General features: G+C 41.1%; 21 protein-coding genes and 1 riboswitch. Of the genes, 17 read left to right on the top strand and 4 right to left on the bottom strand.

Annotated features, from left to right (window positions below; translation table 11 throughout):
• Positions 1–3 precede the first annotated feature (3 nt).
• Positions 4–210 (bottom strand): hypothetical protein, encoded by a 207-nt coding sequence (locus D4T97_RS13995; protein WP_126051376.1) that lies wholly within the window; start codon positions 208–210, stop codon positions 4–6.
• A gap of 168 nt (positions 211–378) precedes the next feature.
• Here D4T97_RS13995 and D4T97_RS14000 point away from each other — a divergent pair, with 168 nt between their 5' ends.
• From D4T97_RS14000 to D4T97_RS14050, 11 genes are all read left to right on the top strand, one after another.
• Entirely contained in the window at positions 379–1,260 is an 882-nt protein-coding gene (locus D4T97_RS14000; RefSeq protein WP_126051377.1) for an FAD synthetase family protein, read from the top strand.
• 161 nt (positions 1,261–1,421) lie between these two features.
• Entirely contained in the window at positions 1,422–2,360 is a 939-nt protein-coding gene (locus D4T97_RS14005; RefSeq protein ID WP_126051378.1) for an AEC family transporter, read from the top strand.
• Positions 2,361–2,457: 97 nt separating this feature from the next.
• A riboswitch (TPP riboswitch) is annotated at positions 2,458–2,558 on the top strand.
• 116 nt (positions 2,559–2,674) lie between these two features.
• Complete coding sequence (tenA, locus tag D4T97_RS14010; RefSeq protein WP_126051379.1) at positions 2,675–3,361, top strand: thiaminase II; 687 nt, start codon at positions 2,675–2,677, stop codon at positions 3,359–3,361.
• A gap of 30 nt (positions 3,362–3,391) precedes the next feature.
• Positions 3,392–3,910: an energy coupling factor transporter S component ThiW gene (thiW, locus tag D4T97_RS14015; RefSeq protein ID WP_126051380.1), complete on the top strand. Its 519-nt coding sequence runs from the start codon at positions 3,392–3,394 to the stop codon at positions 3,908–3,910.
• Positions 3,879–4,673, top strand: coding sequence for a bifunctional hydroxymethylpyrimidine kinase/phosphomethylpyrimidine kinase (gene thiD / locus D4T97_RS14020; protein WP_126051381.1), 795 nt, complete (start codon positions 3,879–3,881; stop codon positions 4,671–4,673). The genes thiW and thiD overlap by 32 nt, the downstream gene beginning before the upstream one ends.
• A gap of 12 nt (positions 4,674–4,685) precedes the next feature.
• Positions 4,686–5,492, top strand: coding sequence for a hydroxyethylthiazole kinase (gene thiM, locus D4T97_RS14025; RefSeq protein ID WP_126051382.1), 807 nt, complete (start codon positions 4,686–4,688; stop codon positions 5,490–5,492).
• The gene (thiE, locus tag D4T97_RS14030; RefSeq protein WP_235872257.1) at positions 5,482–6,105 is read left to right on the top strand and encodes a thiamine phosphate synthase; all 624 of its coding nucleotides are present in this window, start codon (positions 5,482–5,484) and stop codon (positions 6,103–6,105) included. Before thiM ends, thiE begins: the two co-directional genes overlap by 11 nt.
• 215 nt (positions 6,106–6,320) lie before the next feature.
• Positions 6,321–7,520: an MFS transporter gene (locus tag D4T97_RS14035; RefSeq protein ID WP_126051384.1), complete on the top strand. Its 1,200-nt coding sequence runs from the start codon at positions 6,321–6,323 to the stop codon at positions 7,518–7,520.
• A gap of 175 nt (positions 7,521–7,695) precedes the next feature.
• Positions 7,696–8,517 (top strand): 3D domain-containing protein, encoded by an 822-nt coding sequence (locus D4T97_RS14040; protein ID WP_126051385.1) that lies wholly within the window; start codon positions 7,696–7,698, stop codon positions 8,515–8,517.
• 90 nt (positions 8,518–8,607) lie between these two features.
• Entirely contained in the window at positions 8,608–9,039 is a 432-nt protein-coding gene (locus D4T97_RS14045) for a general stress protein (protein ID WP_126051386.1), read from the top strand.
• Positions 9,040–9,146: 107 nt separating this feature from the next.
• The gene (locus D4T97_RS14050; protein WP_235872258.1) at positions 9,147–9,863 is read left to right on the top strand and encodes a lytic transglycosylase domain-containing protein; all 717 of its coding nucleotides are present in this window, start codon (positions 9,147–9,149) and stop codon (positions 9,861–9,863) included.
• Between the two features lie 193 nt (positions 9,864–10,056).
• Here D4T97_RS14050 and D4T97_RS14055 read toward each other — a convergent pair whose 3' ends face one another.
• Positions 10,057–10,314, bottom strand: coding sequence for a GlsB/YeaQ/YmgE family stress response membrane protein (locus tag D4T97_RS14055; RefSeq protein ID WP_126051387.1), 258 nt, complete (start codon positions 10,312–10,314; stop codon positions 10,057–10,059).
• Between the two features lie 723 nt (positions 10,315–11,037).
• Between D4T97_RS14055 and acnA the strand changes: the two genes are divergently transcribed.
• The 6 genes from acnA to D4T97_RS14085 all read left to right on the top strand — a co-directional run bounded on the left by acnA (position 11,038) and on the right by D4T97_RS14085 (position 15,702).
• Positions 11,038–13,755 (top strand): aconitate hydratase AcnA, encoded by a 2,718-nt coding sequence (gene acnA / locus D4T97_RS14060; RefSeq protein WP_126051388.1) that lies wholly within the window; start codon positions 11,038–11,040, stop codon positions 13,753–13,755.
• A gap of 236 nt (positions 13,756–13,991) precedes the next feature.
• The gene (locus D4T97_RS14065; RefSeq protein WP_126051389.1) at positions 13,992–14,129 is read left to right on the top strand and encodes an FbpB family small basic protein; all 138 of its coding nucleotides are present in this window, start codon (positions 13,992–13,994) and stop codon (positions 14,127–14,129) included.
• Between the two features lie 53 nt (positions 14,130–14,182).
• On the top strand, positions 14,183–14,326 hold the full coding sequence (locus D4T97_RS14070) for an acid-soluble spore protein N (protein ID WP_126051390.1): 144 nt from the start codon (positions 14,183–14,185) through the stop codon (positions 14,324–14,326).
• Positions 14,327–14,358: 32 nt separating this feature from the next.
• Positions 14,359–14,592, top strand: coding sequence for a small acid-soluble spore protein Tlp (gene tlp, locus D4T97_RS14075; RefSeq protein WP_126051391.1), 234 nt, complete (start codon positions 14,359–14,361; stop codon positions 14,590–14,592).
• Positions 14,593–14,954: 362 nt separating this feature from the next.
• On the top strand, positions 14,955–15,392 hold the full coding sequence (locus D4T97_RS14080) for an acyl-CoA thioesterase (protein ID WP_126051392.1): 438 nt from the start codon (positions 14,955–14,957) through the stop codon (positions 15,390–15,392).
• 1 nt (position 15,393) lies between these two features.
• Positions 15,394–15,702: a hypothetical protein gene (locus D4T97_RS14085; RefSeq protein WP_126051393.1), complete on the top strand. Its 309-nt coding sequence runs from the start codon at positions 15,394–15,396 to the stop codon at positions 15,700–15,702.
• A 33-nt stretch (positions 15,703–15,735) separates the two neighbouring features.
• On the opposite strand, the gene D4T97_RS14090 is transcribed toward D4T97_RS14085, so the two are convergent.
• Complete coding sequence (locus D4T97_RS14090) at positions 15,736–16,026, bottom strand: HesB/YadR/YfhF family protein (RefSeq protein ID WP_126051394.1); 291 nt, start codon at positions 16,024–16,026, stop codon at positions 15,736–15,738.
• A 33-nt stretch (positions 16,027–16,059) separates the two neighbouring features.
• Positions 16,060–17,130 (bottom strand): CapA family protein, encoded by a 1,071-nt coding sequence (locus D4T97_RS14095; protein ID WP_235872259.1) that lies wholly within the window; start codon positions 17,128–17,130, stop codon positions 16,060–16,062.
• Positions 17,131–17,229 lie beyond the last annotated feature (99 nt).

Raw genomic sequence — 17,229 nt, forward strand, 5'->3', positions numbered from 1 at the left:
TTTCTATCTCGTGGAAGCTATTAATGCTTTGAGTGCTTTTAATATTAGGACTAACGAAAAAAGTATGATGACTACTACCGCAACTATTAGAATAATTGTGGAAAAAGCAGCGAGAGGACCAGGAAGCAGAATCGTCAAACCCAGCAGTGCATATCCGGCAATAATGGCTGCCAAATAAAGGCATAAAGGTGTATTTGCAAGGCAAGACATGATAAGATACCTCCTTTATCATCATACTATGTACAATCTGGAAACGATGTGATGCTGATTTTAAAAAGAAGTATTTTCTAATATCAATTGAAATCATATATGAATTGGTATATGATAGGGCTAAATATAAAAAGATTCGTTAAAATATTGATGACGGTGGTGTAAAAAGTGCAAACGGTTTATATTAAAGGACCCCTTGATACGAAAGCGCTAACAAATGATCCCTGTATCATTGCTCTTGGCTTCTTTGATGGCGTCCATTTGGGACACCGTGAGCTGATTGAAACTGCAAGAAAAATTGCCAAACAAAAAGATTTAACGCTGTCGGTGATGACATTCTTTCCACATCCAAGCAATGTTTTGCCGACTAAACGAAAGATTAATCGATATTTATCACCGCTGGATGCAAAAAAAGAAATGTTTAAAGAGCTTGGTGTTGAAAAACTATTTATAGTTACATTTAGTCATGACTTTGCAAAATTGGCCCCGGCTGATTTTGTAAAAAGTTATATTTGCGGATTGAATTGCAAACATGTCGTGGCTGGTTTTGATTTTACTTATGGATATAGAGGCCAAGGGAATATGCAGCGCATCGAGGAAGATGGCGGCGGTCAATTTGACATCACTGTTGTTTCAAAAAAATCATATAAAAACAAAAAAATCAGCTCCACAAAAATCCGTGAACTATTAAATGAAGGGGCTGTTGATGATATTCCCCATTATTTAGGAAATCATTATTGCACATCTGTAGAAGTAGAAAGCGAGACATTTAATTTAAAAACACATACAGTGATGCTGACAGTGTCTTTTAAGGATTATTTGCTTCCCAGATCTGGTACTTATCTGGTTCGTGTTGAAACTGATCAGGACGTATTGGAAGGAATATGCACGCTGTCCGAAAAAGTCTTGGGTTTCCAAAATATCCATGTACTATCTAAAGAAAGCGTAACTATGAAGTCCCGCATTAAAATAAAATGGCTTACAGAGTTGGAAGCGCTCTCCATTTCTGAAACAGCGAATATGATGAAAAAAGCTCAGATGGTTGTTTGAAAACGTTGATTTTTTTCTGTTGTAATACACCAAACTTTATGTATAATTAGACGAGTGAAGAATGATGTATTGACTGCATCGTGGAAACGCGGCATGCAGGCAATCATTTTCTTCGCTTTTTTCTGTTAACTTTTGCTTTTTAGCCAGAAATGGGGATATAAATGGAGTTTACTATCGTTTTTCAATCAATATTGATAATTACAATGATGATTATCATTGGTGCAATATTAGCCAGAACTTCGCCGTTAAATAATGAAACTAGGGCTGTTTTTATTAATATGATCGTAAATATTGCAATGCCATGCATCATCCTATCAAGTATTTTTCATGTGGACATGAATGAGGATATGTTTAAAAGGATAGTGTTGGTATTTGTCTTATCGATCGTAATCAACGTTGTGGGAATAGCACTTGGTTGGACCTTTGCAATAATATTTCAAAAAGATTCCGATCGAACTAGGGAGATCGCTTTATTATCCGGATTGGGAAATACCGGCTTCATCGGGATCCCGTTGTGTGCAGCCCTACTGGGGCCGGAAGGGGCATTGTATGCAGCTATTTTTGATGCCGGGGTTGACGTGACCATCTGGACAGTTGGGGTCGTCATGCTGCAAAAAAATCGGAAGTTTGCCTTGCATACATTGAAATCTATGATTAATATTCCAACTGCCGCTATCGTGATCGGGCTGTTGGCTGCTTATTTCAATATAAAACCTCCAGAAGTATTCGTGGGATTGTCTGATAGGTTGGCTGCAATGGCAGCTCCACTAGCCATGTTTTATATCGGTATGATGATCATGGGCCTTCAACGGGGAAATGTGCGCCAAGCAGCGCCAAAAATGTGGGTGCCAATCACCGTTAAACTCATTTTGCTTCCGGTTGCAACCATATTCATGGTCCACTTCTTTAATTTTGATTCAGTATTAATACAAACTGTTTTAATACAGTCAATGATGCCTACAATTACGTTGGCTTCAATTCTATTTGCCAGGTATAAGGCAGATGAACAGATGGGCGCATTGACGACCGTCCTGTCGACCCTTTTAGGATTGGTTACCATTCCATTCATGGTATATGTCATGAGCCTGTTTATCAACTAGACTTGCTTTTTGGAAGTTTCATGCTATAGTGAGGATTAAGTGCATCCTAAATCTACGTAAATCTATTATCTGATGAAACTAAAAAACAGAATACTAATTTGTCTGCTAGGGGAGCTTTTAGCTGAGAGAGATCTTTGATTGACACCCTTTGAACCTGATCTGGTTTATGCCAGCGTAGGGAAGCAGGCTGCTAAAGTATACAGTATTTGTATAATTATTACAGCCGCTTCCGAATAGAAGCGGCTTTTTTCGTTTCATTTGACAGACAATAGAGTCACGGGGAGATGCAAAATACATAAAGGAGCTGTTGATTAATGAAAGTGGAAAAGATGTTGTTTACAGACAGACTTTATGAAAGTGCAAAAGACATTTGGGAGAAGAGCTACCAGCATCCGTTTGTTCAAGGAATTGGAAAAGGAACACTCGATGAAGACAAATTCATCTATTATATGAAGCAGGACTATGTCTACTTGATTGATTATGTGAAATTGTTTGCAATAGGCGTCCAAAAGGCAGACAAGCTTGATACGATGAACCGGTTTGCTCATCTTCTTCATGAACACCTTCATTTTGAAATGGAGCTTCACCGTCAATATGCTGCTGAATTCGGGATTACAGCTGAAGAATTGGAAGATACAGAGCCGACACCAGTCAACCTTGCCTATACCCGTTATATGCTGAACGTTGCCCATAATGGAACACTTACTGAACTGATCGCTGCATTACTTCCATGTGCATGGCATTATGCTGAAACTGGAAAACGCCTTAAAGAACAGTACAGAGACGGATTAGAGAACAATCCGTACGAAAAGTGGATTGAAATCTATTCCTCAGATCAATTTGGAGCATTGGGCGAATGGCTGATTGAATTATTGAATGAATTGACAGACGGAAAGCCGGAAAGGGAATTGGCCGTCCTAGAAGAACATTTCCTGATTACTTCAAAATATGAATATCTATTTTGGGATATGAACTATCATAAACAAGACTGGGAGATTTAATTTTTCTGTCCGAAATACGGAGGAAACAGCATGAAAATAAAGAAAATTACTATTACCGCAATGATTGCAGCTTTTACAACAATAACGAGCCACATTATTTTCATTCCCGTCGGATTTGCAAAGGTTTTTCCAGTTCAGCATTTCGCTAATATTGTCACAGCTGTGTTGTTTGGGCCTGGCTATGCTTTGGCCCAAGCATTCATAGTATCCGTCATAAGAAATATGGCAGGAACCGGGTCATTGTTCGCTTTCCCAGGCAGCATGATCGGTGCTTTGTTGGCAGGTTGGTTTTACTCAAAAACAAAGCGAATGGAATTTGCTTTCCTCGGAGAAGTGATTGGTACCGGTCTTTTGGGTGCTGTTGCAGCATATCCAATCGCCAAATTATTGTTCGGACAGGAGGCTGCATTATTCGGACTGGTGCCTGCTTTTGCCGTCAGTTCAATTGCTGGCGCATCAATGGGATATATCCTACTGAAAGTTTTAATGAAAAACTCAGCGATTGGAGGAATGCTTTATGAAAACAGCACTTACTATCGCCGGCTCTGATTCCGGAGGAGGAGCGGGAATACAGGCTGATTTAAAAACATTCTCTGCACACGGTGTATTTGGAATGTCAGCTATTACAGCAATTACTGCACAAAATACAGTGGAAGTAAGGTCTGTACAAAATATCGACTTGAATATCATCAGCGACCAGATTGCAGCCGTATTTGACGATATTGAAGTACATGCAGTCAAAATAGGCATGCTTGGTACACCTGAGATCATTAATACAGTAACTGATAACCTTAAGATATACGAACCGGAACATATTGTGCTGGATCCTGTCATGGTTTCCAAAGGAGGCCACCACTTGTTGGACAGCAATGCTGTGGCTAATTTGAATGAAACGCTTTTGCCCCTGGCTTCACTCGTTACTCCGAATATTCCCGAAGCGGAAATCTTATCGGGGAGAACGATCAATTCGGAACCGGATATGTATGAGGCATGCAGAAGCATTCTTCAAAAAGGCCCGGGAGCTGTGTTGATTAAAGGTGGCCACTTGGATGGAGATCCAAATGATTTATATTATGATGGGAAAGAATTCCATTTATTTAAGGGGAAGCGGATCGAGACGAAAAATGTTCATGGGACGGGATGCACGCTTTCTTCGGCTATCGCTGCCAACTTGGCAAAAGGTGATAACATGTTAACAGCGATTGAAAATGCCAAGGATTACATAACGGCTGCAATCGCCGAGAGCCTTGACATCGGACATGGACACGGTCCAGCCCATCATTTTCATCAATTTTATGAGCGTGTAACTTGATTGGAGGTCCGGATGAAAAGGAATATATCAAAGCTTTTTAATATCATTCGTGAGGAAAGACCGCTGATCCATCAAATTACGAATCAGGTTACAATGAACGACTGTGCGAATGTGACTTTGGCGGTTGGTGCCATACCTGTTATGGCATCCAGCCCTGAAGAGGCGGCAGAAATGGCAATGTTGGCAAAAGCACTTGTCATTAATATCGGCACGTTGAGGTCAGAGACATTTGAGGGCATGATAGCGGCTGCAAAAGCTGCCAACAAATCCGGCATACCTGTCATAGTCGATCCCGTTGGTGCTGGGGCTACCTGCTATCGGACAAGTTCCGCAATGGAAATTCTTAAAGTAATAAGGCCAGCTGTCATCCGAGGGAATGCCAGCGAAGTTAATCAATTGATAGGCGGCGCATCAACGACGATAGGTGTTGATGCGGGACGTGTGCCAATTTCAAATGCAGAAATAGCGAAAAAAGCGGCTGAGACCTACGAATGTATTACGGTTGTTAGCGGGAAAGAAGATGCGGTAAGCGATGGGAATCGTACATACCTCATTCGGAATGGCCATTCTATGCTATCGAAAATAACAGGAACCGGCTGTATGTCATCTGCACTAATTGCCTGTTTTGCAGCGGTGGAAAAAAATATTTTGTCTTCGGCAGCTGCTGGAATCTCTCTTATGGGAATCGCTGGTGAGATGGCGGCGGCAAGCTTGAGCAAATCCGAAGGCCTTGGAACATTCAAGGTCAGATTGATGGATTTCATCTCACTTATGAACGATGAAATGTGGGATAAAGGAGCAAAGATCAGTGAAGTATAATTTTGATTGCAAATTATATTTAGTGACAGAAGAATCCACACCGACAGAAGAACTTTTGCCAATGATCCAAAAAGCTGTCAGCGGGGGGGTTACTCTTGTACAACTAAGGGAAAAGACATCAGACGGAAAAGCTTTTTACGAAAAGGCGCTTCAGGTGAAGAGAATTCTTGATACATTATCCATTCCATTAATAATAAATGACCGCGTGGATGTGGCTTTGGCAGTGGAGGCTGCAGGCATTCATGTGGGACAAACTGATCTGCCGATAGAAGCAGTAAAGAAAATCATCCCGGATTCGATGATTGTTGGTATATCAGCCCATACAGAGGAAGAAGCGTTAAAAGCCGAAAAATCAGGAGCGGATTATATTGGTGTTGGATCTGTCTTTCCAACATCTTCAAAGCCTGATGCCAAGCCTCTCCCGCATGAAACTTTAGGTAGGATTAAAGATTCGGTATCTATTCCTGTGGTGGCAATCGGCGGGATCACGGAAAAAAATGTGGAACAACTGCACCCGTATCAGGTTGATGGAATAGCAGTTGTTTCTTCTATTACCAGAGCTGATGATCCAAAACTTGCTGCACAGCTTTTATTGAAAAATGCTTTTTACTAGGAAAGTCGCAAGACGCCTGGATCTAGATATAACGTTTATTCTACATACCGGCCGGCCCAATGATATAGGGTCGGTTTTTCTCTATATTGTCCAAAAACTGAAATAAGCTTATATCAAAAGTTTCGCCAAGCGAAGTATTATGCTTGTTTTCTTGCTGTTTTCACTATATGTTTAAATAATCAGTATTAAGTTTGTTTTGGCGAAAGGTGAAAAATATGCAAAATGAATCAGAGTTCATCAAAAGTAAATTATGGACTAAATCCTTTACGTTGCTTGTTTTGGCTAATTTATTCGTTTTTATGAGCTTTACAATGCTTATTCCGACTTTGCCCCCCTATGTGAAGACGCTTGGTGCTTCAGGGTTTGAGATTGGTATGGTCACTATGGCGTTTTCTATCGGTGCGGTTATAATCAGGCCTTTTATCGGTTATTTACTTGAATTCAGTCAACGCCGGTGGCTCATATTGTTAGGGGCGGCGGGGTTGCTGATTGTCACTATTCTTTATCCATTGACTCAAATAGTTTTCGTCCTTTTACTAATCCGCTTCATTCATGGATTTATATGGGGCTGGTCCTCAACTGTTAACGGGACAGCAGCAGTAGACCTCGTGCCAAATGACCGAATCGGCGAGGGAATGGGATATTTTGGACTTTCTATTACAGTCGGAATGATAGTCGCACCGAGTCTTGGAATCTATTTATACCAAAACTACACATTTGATCTGATGATCACAATTTCCGCGGTTTTAGGGCTTGTTGCTCTTTTTTTCTTTTCGGTGATAAAATATCAAACGCCTGAAAGTGTAAAGGAAATAAATAAAAATAGTATCCGTTTTTCATTTAAAGATTCCCTCATAGAACCATCAAGCTGGTTTCCGGCCTTCATCACATTATTGGCCACTTTTGGATATGGAACAATTGTTACCTTTATCGTCATCTTTTCCGAAGAACGCAGCATTGACCAAATATATATTTTCTATTTACTCAATGCACTGACAGCAACTATAGTCCGGCCGGTTACAGGAAAATGGTTTGACCGAAACGGCCCCAAACTACTGGTCATTGTTTGTTCAGCTCTTACTTTTCTCTCCATGTGGATCTTGTCATTTTCAACAAACTGGGTATGGATTGCTGTTTCGGGATGTATATTCGGAGCAGGATATGGCTCTTTGATTCCTGCCCTTCAGGCCTGGGTGCTTGCGAAAACACCAAAAGTCAGGCGAGGAGTCGCAAACGGCATGTTCTATTCAGCGATAGATATAGGGATAGGGATGAGCGGCCTCGTTTTTGGCCTGGTCGCCCTTTTCGCAGGAACAGCCCAACTATTTCAAATATCAAGCTTTTTCTTTCTCGCCGTCATCGCCTTCACCTTTTTTGCAAGTGAAAAAACGTTCAAACATCATGATGCCGGCTAATCAGGCTGTCGATATTTGAATGCACTTATCTAATACAATCGTAATATGCCGTATGTAACAGGATGCAATATAATTGTAATCGAACATAAATACTTCTGTTATTGCCCTGATATGTTCCTCTGTTAGCATAGTCATCGTTAGCGATTTTCGACTAACGAATAAGGGAGGAACAAAAATGAGAAAGAAGCTTTTCGCATTTTTCACAGGAGCCATGATTGTAGGGGCCATGGCAGGGCAGGCAGCTTCAGCCGCGGCATATGAAGTACAGCAGGGGGATACATTGTGGAGCATCTCGGAAAAGCACGGTACGTCGATCCAACAGTTAAAATCCTGGAACAATCTTTCCAGCGATCTCATTTTTCCTAAACAGCAGTTACATACCTCTGCTGATGAAGCTGTAAATAATGAAGCTGATATAGATGATGTATATACAGTTAAATCAGGGGATTCTTTATGGAAGATTTCACAGAAACTTGGTCTCCAAGTCAATCAATTGAAATCCTGGAACCAATTAACATCTGATTTGATACATCCCGGCCAACAACTGGCGGTAAAAGAAAATGGTGCTCCGGTTCAAGTTGCTAAGGTAAATACTGCTCCGCAGCAGACTGCACCTGTCCAAAGGGAAGCTGCACCCGCTCAACCGGAACCTAAACAAGCGGTTGCGCCTGCCTCTAAAGAAGCACCCGCTGCCGCAAATGCTGAAGGAAAAGAATTGACGGTAACAGCAACTGCCTATACAGCATATTGCAATGGTTGCTCCGGTGTGACTGCAACAGGTATTGACCTGCGTGCAAATCCGGGCCAGAAAGTCATTGCAGTGGATCCATCTGTGATTCCGCTTGGTTCCAAAGTTCATGTAGAGGGATATGGAACAGCGATAGCCGGTGATACAGGCGGGGCCATCAAAGGCAATAAAATAGATATTTTTGTACCGTCAAAATCTGAAGCTGTGAGCTTTGGTGTAAAAACGGTAAAAATTAAAGTGCTAAATTAATATGACCCCTATGAGAGACCTAACTTGAATGTTAGGTCTTGTTTTATTTAGATGGGAATACGGGTACGATAAAACAAAGGAGGCGTGGTCATGGATATTGGCGTAGTAGGCATCTACGATACAGAGGAAGAAGTAATAGATGTGATTAAAACCTTTCTTTTGGAAGGCTTCCAGGAAGAAAACTTTTCTGTTCTTGCGGTTGATGAGTCAAAAACCGACTTGATTGAAAAAGAAATGCAAGTTCATGAAAGGCATATAGCAAGCGAAGAGGCCTTTGGAATCATCAGCGGGTTTCTAACCGGGATAAGCGGGGGATTTATCGTACCCGGTTTGACTATTCCAGGGCTTGGTCCAATTATTGCTGCCGGCCCACTAGCGTCTCTAATTGACGGTAAAAGTCATAAGGATATTAAAGATTTGTTGATCACCTCAGGATTAAACGAGGAAGAAGCAGAAAGACATGCTGAACAATTAAATGAAGGAAAAATCATCTTGTTTTATGAACGCGGCTTATCACGTTGAAAAGGCCGCTTTTCCTTGCCAAAAAAAGAAAACTTCCCGATAATGGATAATGAAGTTGGGGCTTATTCAAATCATGGCCGGTGTCGTTTGAGAAAGGAAGAATATAGATGAATAAAATAAGCAAAAAAAAACCTGCGTCTCAAAGTAAGATTGCTAAAAGAAAACGCAGTGTTTTGCTTATGCTCATTTTACCTATTGCAGCTTTCATGCTGTTGTTAACATATATGGACAATCAAAAGCCAGAAAATAAAGATACTCAACCCTATGAGGAAGTTCCAAGTGAATTCATGCCGATCTATAAAGCAGCAGAAGTGGAATATGGCGTTCCATGGTATCTGCTTGCAGCGCATCATCGGGTTGAAACGATTTTTTCCACAATGGATCCTATGATCTCTCCGGTCGGTGCCGAGGGCCATATGCAGTTTATGCCATGCACGTTTGTCGGGTGGTCACATCCTAGTTGTGAAGGACTTGGCAAAGGAAATATACCTGACAATGAGAAAACTGACCCTGTTGTAATAAAAAAATATGGCGGTTATGGGATTGATGCAAACGGTGACGGCAAAGCTGACCCATGGGACATTGAAGACTCAATTTTCACAGCAGCGAACTATTTGGCAAAAAACGGGGCGGCGGCTGGAGATCTTGAGAAAGCAGTCTTTGCATATAACCATAGTTATGAGTATGTAGAAGAAGTTTTATTTTACGCTCAAAAATATCAAAAGATCAATAACAAAAGCGGAAACGCCTTGCTCAGCCCCGACAAGCACAAGACGATTCCCGAGGAGGCAGTTCTTCAGCCACCACAGGGAAGCGGCTTGTGACCTCGAGGGGCTTGGCGCTGGCCGCCTCAATGCGCCACATCCTGTGGCTTCGGTGGCACTAGGACCTCCTATCCGTCGGAGCTGGACGTAGCACAAATAGATAATAAGTTATCAACACACTTGGGCGCTTTATAATTTCCTAATACAAATATAAAACGGGAGCTTTGAGCTCCCGCGATTAAGGCAATATTATTTATCTTCGGCCTCTGGCCATAGCTCCCATAATAAGGCTTAGAACCAAAACCAATACAATAGCTCCGATCAAGGCAGGTACAATGGGTATACCTGCCATCGCCGGTCCCCAATTCCCAAATAATGCTCCACCAATCCAGGCTCCAATAATACCTGCAATGATATTACCTATGATTCCACCAGGCACATCCCTGCCCAAAATCAAACCAGCTAACCAACCAATAATTCCACCTACAATCAGATATAGAAGAAAGCCCATGTACATTCATCTCCTTTAAGGATTTTTCTTTATTGCCTTGCTTCTATTATTGCCTGTTCAAATATGGGATAAACATTTTTTTATAATGCCAGGATCAAGACTAATAATTTAAGCAGGAGTGATACGAAACAATGCTTAGTTTATTGTATTCCACTTCAATAATTTTGCTAATGGCAGAGTGGAGGCTTATATTTGGTTTGGCTATATTAACGAGGTTTGGCCAGAATTGCTATTTTTCCGCGGGAACTAAGTATTTGGATTATTTAAAGTTCACCAAAATAGATCAAGGAGAGCCTAAATATAGAAACTGGTCATTGGGAAACTTGTTCAACATAATGATCTCTCGGGAAAGAAATTTCAGGACGTCAGCTTTCGATCAAGCGAAAAAAATATAGAACGATAAACTTTTACCATATGACTTTACGAAATAAGACCGGAATTTTGTCAATCGAAGAAGTAAAAAAAGGGGGAAAGACCCTCTTGAAAGATTAAGAACGATAAACTGCCGATGGTAATTATTTTTAAATTCCGATTGATTTTGTTATCCTTATTGAGAGGAAAGGCCATTGTGCAATAAGGGAAACTTATTGATTTCAATAACTTTCTTATTATTTACTTATGTCCCAACATGTAATATGATTAAATGGTGAGCAAAGCCAATTCCTATTGGGATTGGCAAATTGTGGTACGGCATTGAAACTATGATCAAAAGGGGTAATTGAAATGGCAAAAACAAAAAACGACATTTTTAACGCCCGCGCATCTTTTGAGCTTGATGGCAATCGTTATCATTATTATCGTTTGTCAGCCTTGGAAGATGAGGGAGTGGCATCAATCTCCCGTTTGCCATATTCCATTAAAGTACTTTTGGAATCTGTCCTCAGACAATATGACGGACGCGTGATTACAAAAGAGCATGTCGAAAATTTGGCAAAATGGGCAACAGGAGAAGTACAGGATGGGGAAGTACCATTCAAACCATCGCGTGTCATTTTGCAGGACTTTACAGGGGTTCCGGCAGTAGTTGATTTGGCAGCATTAAGAAAAGCCATGTCAGACCTTGGCGGAGACGCAGAAAAAATCAATCCTGAAATTCCGGTTGACTTAGTAATCGACCATTCTGTCCAGGTTGATACGTATGGCTCTCCTCAAGCTCTTCAAGTGAACATGGATTATGAATTTGAGCGTAATGCAGAGCGCTATGAATTTTTGAGCTGGGCTCAAAAAGCATTTAAAAATTATCGTGCGGTTCCTCCTGCAACAGGAATTGTTCACCAGGTGAACCTTGAGTATCTTGCAAATGTGGTACATGCCATTGAAACTCCAGATGGAGATTATGAGGCATTTCCGGATACACTTGTTGGAACAGACTCCCATACAACAATGATCAATGGAATCGGTGTTCTTGGATGGGGTGTTGGAGGTATTGAAGCGGAAGCTGGAATGCTGGGACAGCCGTCATACTTCCCAATTCCGGAAGTTGTAGGCGTTAAACTGACTGGCGAGTTGCCAAATGGAGCAACAGCAACTGACTTGGCATTAAAAGTAACGAATGTTCTCCGTACACATGGTGTCGTAGGAAAGTTTGTTGAGTTCTTTGGAGACGGTGTAGCAACATTGCCGCTTGCGGATCGTGCCACTGTTGCCAACATGGCTCCTGAGTACGGTGCTACATGCGGATTCTTCCCTGTAGATGAAGAAACTTTGAACTATCTTCGTTTGACCGGACGTCCTGAAGAGCAAGTTAAGCTTGTAGAAAAATATTTGCGTGAGAACGATATGTTCTTCACTGTCGATAAAGATGAGCCTGTATACAAAGATATCGTTGAAATCAATCTTTCTGAGATTGAAGCAAATCTTTCTGGGCCAAAACGTCCGCAGGATTTGATTCCACTTTCTCAAATGCAGAGCACGTTCAAGGAAGCATTGAGTGCCCCTGTCAGCAACCAAAGCTTCGGTCTTGACCCTGCAGAAATCACTAAAGAGGTAAAAGTCAAATTTGACGACGGTTCCGAAGAAGCGATGAAAACAGGTGCGCTAGTAATTGCCGCCATCACTAGCTGTACAAACACTTCCAATCCGTATGTCATGCTTGGGGCAGGATTGCTTGCGAAAAAAGCAGTTGAAAAAGGACTTCAAGTGCCTAAATACGTTAAAACATCCCTTGCACCAGGTTCCAAGGTGGTTACGGGATATTTGCGTGACGCTGGTTTAATGCCTTATTTATCCAAGCTCGGATTTGATTTGGTCGGTTACGGTTGTACAACATGTATCGGTAACTCAGGACCTTTGAAAGATGAAATTGAAAAGTCGATCATTGAAAATGATCTTCTAGTTACTTCTGTCCTTTCCGGTAACCGTAACTTCGAGGGCCGTATTCATCCGCTTGTTAAAGGAAACTACCTTGCATCACCTCCGCTTGTAGTTGCCTATGCTCTTGCAGGTACAGTCGATATCGACCTAACCAAAGAGCCTGTAGGTAAAGATGCGGACGGAAACGATGTATTTATGAAAGATATCTGGCCAAGCAAAGAAGAAGTTGCCGAAGCTGTTAAAAATACAGTAACGCCTGAATTGTTCCGTAAAGAATACGAGCATGTATTCAGTGATAACAAACGCTGGAACGAAATTAAAACGAGCAACGAGCCGCTTTACAGCTGGAATTCGGATTCAACATACATTCAAAATCCGCCATTCTTTGAGAACCTATCTAAAGAGTTGGCTACGATTGAACCGTTGAAGGATCTACGCGTTGTAGGTAAATTCGGTGATTCTGTAACAACTGACCACATTTCTCCGGCGGGGGCTATTGGAAAAGACACACCTGCAGGAAAATACTTGCTGGATAACGGTGTCCAACCACGTGAGTTCAACTCTTACGGATCACGAAGAGGAAACCATGAAGTAATGATGCGCGGTACATTCGCCAATATCCGTATTCGCAACCAGGTTGCTCCAGGTACAGAAGGTGGATTTTCCACATACTGGCCAACTGGAGAAGTCAGTTCTATGTACGATACATGCATGAAATACAAAGAGGACGGAACAGGGCTTGTTGTTCTGGCAGGAAAAGATTACGGAATGGGATCATCCCGTGACTGGGCTGCTAAAGGAACATACCTGCTTGGCATAAAAACTGTCATCGCTGAGAGCTATGAGCGTATTCACCGTTCAAATCTTGCTATGATGGGAGTACTTCCGTTGCAGTTTAAAAAAGGCGAAAATGCAGAAGTGCTTGGCTTGACAGGAAAAGAAGCCATCAATGTCCAAATCGATGAGAATCTAAAGCCTCGAGACATTGTAAAAGTTACTGCAGTCGCTGATGATGGAAGCAAAAAAGAGTTTGAAGCACTTGTACGCTTTGATTCCATTGTCGAAATCGATTATTATCGAAATGGTGGAATTCTGCCGTTAGTCCTTCGCGGTAAAATCGCTGAGTAACAAGGAAAGCGCCTTGCGCTGGAGCTAGACAAGGAAATATTATCCACAGTGGTGGAATTATATAATTTTTAAGACGATAAAGAGCGAAAAGCCCTTTTCAAAGGAGCTTAAGCTAGACATTACATTCGAAACATCCTGCCATTATTGGCGGGATGTTTATTTTTTATCCAAAGAGTTTGAAAATTGGTTTAACTCATCTTATTTTAGGACAATATATAGGTAAGGAGTGATCATAAATGAAAAGAAACAGAAGCAAAACTTTTTTGGATTTGGTTGAGGAAAATAGACAGGCGCTGCTAAAGGATTTGGAGGCATTGGAAAGGATCGAGGATCGACTGGAAGAAAAGCATCTGAAACGGGGAAAAATTAGTTAATCCACTCATATTTCTCACCCTTCGGGAAACAATGATATTGAAGGGGGAGAAATATGGGCAATCCAAAAAGAGGTCAAGAAAATTTTACACCGGATCACCTTGGGGAAAAGTCCGTTGCCGTAGATGCAAACAAAGGTAAGAAAATGGCAGATAAAACAGGACAGCAACCGATCGTCATTCAGACAAAAGGGGAATAACATCATGACTTTTCTAAAGGGGGACAATGTCTATGGCAAATAACAGGCCCAAACCGGATGACCGCAGCGATAACGTGGAAAAGCTGCAGGAAATGGTTCATAATACGATTGAAAATATGGAAAAAGCAGAGGAAACAATGCAATTTTCTAATGAGGAACAAAAAGCTCAGATTGAACAAAAAAATGAGCGAAGAAGAGAAAGTATTCAGGGGATGCGTGAAGAAATTGAAGATGAAGCTGCATCTCAAAATAATAATTACCAATAAACACTGGCCGGCACTAGCCGGCTTTTAATTATTCTTTAAGAAATTGTTGAATATTATAAAATACTTAAGTTGCGAAAAATGTAGCAGCTTTCACATTGTTTTTAAGTCTTGCTTCAGCTCCCCCTCGATGTCACAAGCACCAACGAAGCTTATTCATGATATGCCACAGCTTATTCACAGTAGCCTTGTTTAGCTCGTAGCACACTATTTGCTGAAAACCTGCCTTTTTGGGAATCGGCTTATTTGCCCCCGCTATGTAAGACGTATACGCTTTTATTTCTATGCAATTAATTTAATTCCAGCAACCGGGGGTGTTAGAATAGACATAGATAGATACATATATTCAATTTGGGGTGGAATTCATGATAATATCTGAAAAGACGATTGAAGTGCGCTATGCTGAAACAGATCAGATGGGCATTGTACATCATTCCAACTATATCGTTTGGATGGAGCTGGGCAGGACACAATTAATTAAAGATTTAGGTTTTTCTTATGCGGAAATGGAAAAGGACGGAATCCTGGCTCCTGTCTTGGATGTCAAAGTTTCTTATAAAAAGCCTGTTACATACGGTGACATTGCAGTTATAAAAACTTGGATTGATTCATATGACGGTTTTAAAGTCATCTATGGATATGACATTGTGGACGAAAAAGGTGAACTGGCTGTCACAGGATTTACAAGCCATGTTTGCGTTAAAAAAGAGAGCTTTCGTCCAATTCGCCTGAAAAAAATGTTCCCAGACTGGCATGAAGCATATGAAAATGCGAAGAAAAAACAACAGCCTGAGGACGATTGACATGGCTTTTGGTATTTCAAAAGACGACCTGAGACATTGGAAATCTTCAATCGATGAAGGGAATATTGCCTTTATTACTCACTTTTGGCTTGATGATCGTTTTCCCGATATGAAAACCGTAACAAAAGTCGGTTGTAAGGACTTGGACATGTTAGCGGCTTGGGGTGTAGGTTACGGCTTGAAAAGAGAATGGATTCACATTAGGAAGGACGGCTATTCACATTTCGATCTTTTGGGAGAAAGGCAGCTGCATATTTTGAAGAAAGAGGGTAAGCTGGATCAGCTTTCCCTTCTTACAAAAATGAAATAAATCAGGCAGAGGGTACGAACCCTCTGCCTGATTTTACTTTTCGTAACTATATACTGGACCGTCAGTTTTCTCATCATAATTGACAATCAGGTTGTGATCCTGAAAATACCAGATATCCCTTTCCTCAATGAAAAAAGTAACACCGTCTTTATTAAGTGTTATACCAGGGTCCATAGGGTCTTCCTTATTCATTCCAAGTGAAAAACCCTCCTGAAGCGGGCTGGATCCACCATACCTGACGAAAAATCTAACGGTATCTCCTTTTTCCAGCAACAATTCATCTTTAAACCATTCAACAGCACGATCGCTTAACTTGATTTGCATATAAAGCTCACCTCTTTTTAAAAGCAGTTAATCCTACTTTAGGGATGTTTGCGGAATTTGCATAAATTGCTTAATGCTTTTACTGGTTTCCTCCGTTAATCCTTTTTCATTTGCCTCATCCAGTGGATAAACACGATAATTTTTAGTTCCCATACTTGCAGTAAACGTTGGGTGAAAATTGATTTCTTTTAAAGAAATCTTCTTTTTCCCGTCTGCTAATTCTTTTTCCACAAGTATTTCAGCCATTCCGCCAATGTCTTTATAGTTCCATTTCTGACCCGATAAAAAGTTACCAAGTGAGTATATGACTATTCCGGCCCCACCATCTTTTTTCTCAATCATCTCCATCGGTTCAAGAACATGAGGGTGGTGTCCGAATATAATATCAGCCCCATTTTGGATAAACTCTTTAGCCAGGGTTTTCTGCATCTCTTTAGGGATTCTCACATACTCATCCCCCCAATGAATAGAGAGTACTACAACATCTGCTTTTGATGTTGCTTCCTTTATGTCCAACAGTACTGTACTTCTATCAAGGGGACTGACCAGATACTCTTTTCCATCAGGAACGGATAATCCATTAAAGTGCTCAGCATACGCCAGCACAGCAAACTTTATGCCGTTGACTGAAAGAATGCGCATATCATCTTTATCTTTTGGGCTTTTATACATACCGGTATACGGCAAGTTCTTTGACCCGTAGTAGTCTATCGCACTTAATATTCCTGCTTCGCCTTTATCAAGGGAGTGATTATTGGCTGCAGTCACCATATCCACGCCTGCATCCATTAGGGCATCGACAATTTCTTGAGGGCTGTTAAACATCGGGTAACTGGAAATACCTAGTTTTTCCCCTCCCGGAATAGATTCTTGATTGGCTATAAGTAAGTCAGGTTTCTGCAACATCGGCTTTACAGAAGCGAGCATGGGGGAGAAATCATAGCCGTTGTTTGTTTTAGCATCTTCATATAAACGATCATGAATGAGAATATCGCCTACTCCAGCAATAATGGCTTCGGTTTTATAACTTTTTTCCTGTAACCCACTTTTTCTGAATACTTGATTGGATAAATTTAATGGGCCAGCGGGTTCTTTTTTAGTCATGGTGTCATTCACAATGAAGCAAATAGCTATCAGAATCACAAGCAGGCCTGTAATGATAAACAGTTTAGTCTTCATTTAATCCTGTCCTTTAGAGCCGAT

The organism is Siminovitchia acidinfaciens (genome assembly GCF_003605385.1).
GTDB lineage: Bacteria > Bacillota > Bacilli > Bacillales > Bacillaceae_C > Siminovitchia > Siminovitchia acidinfaciens.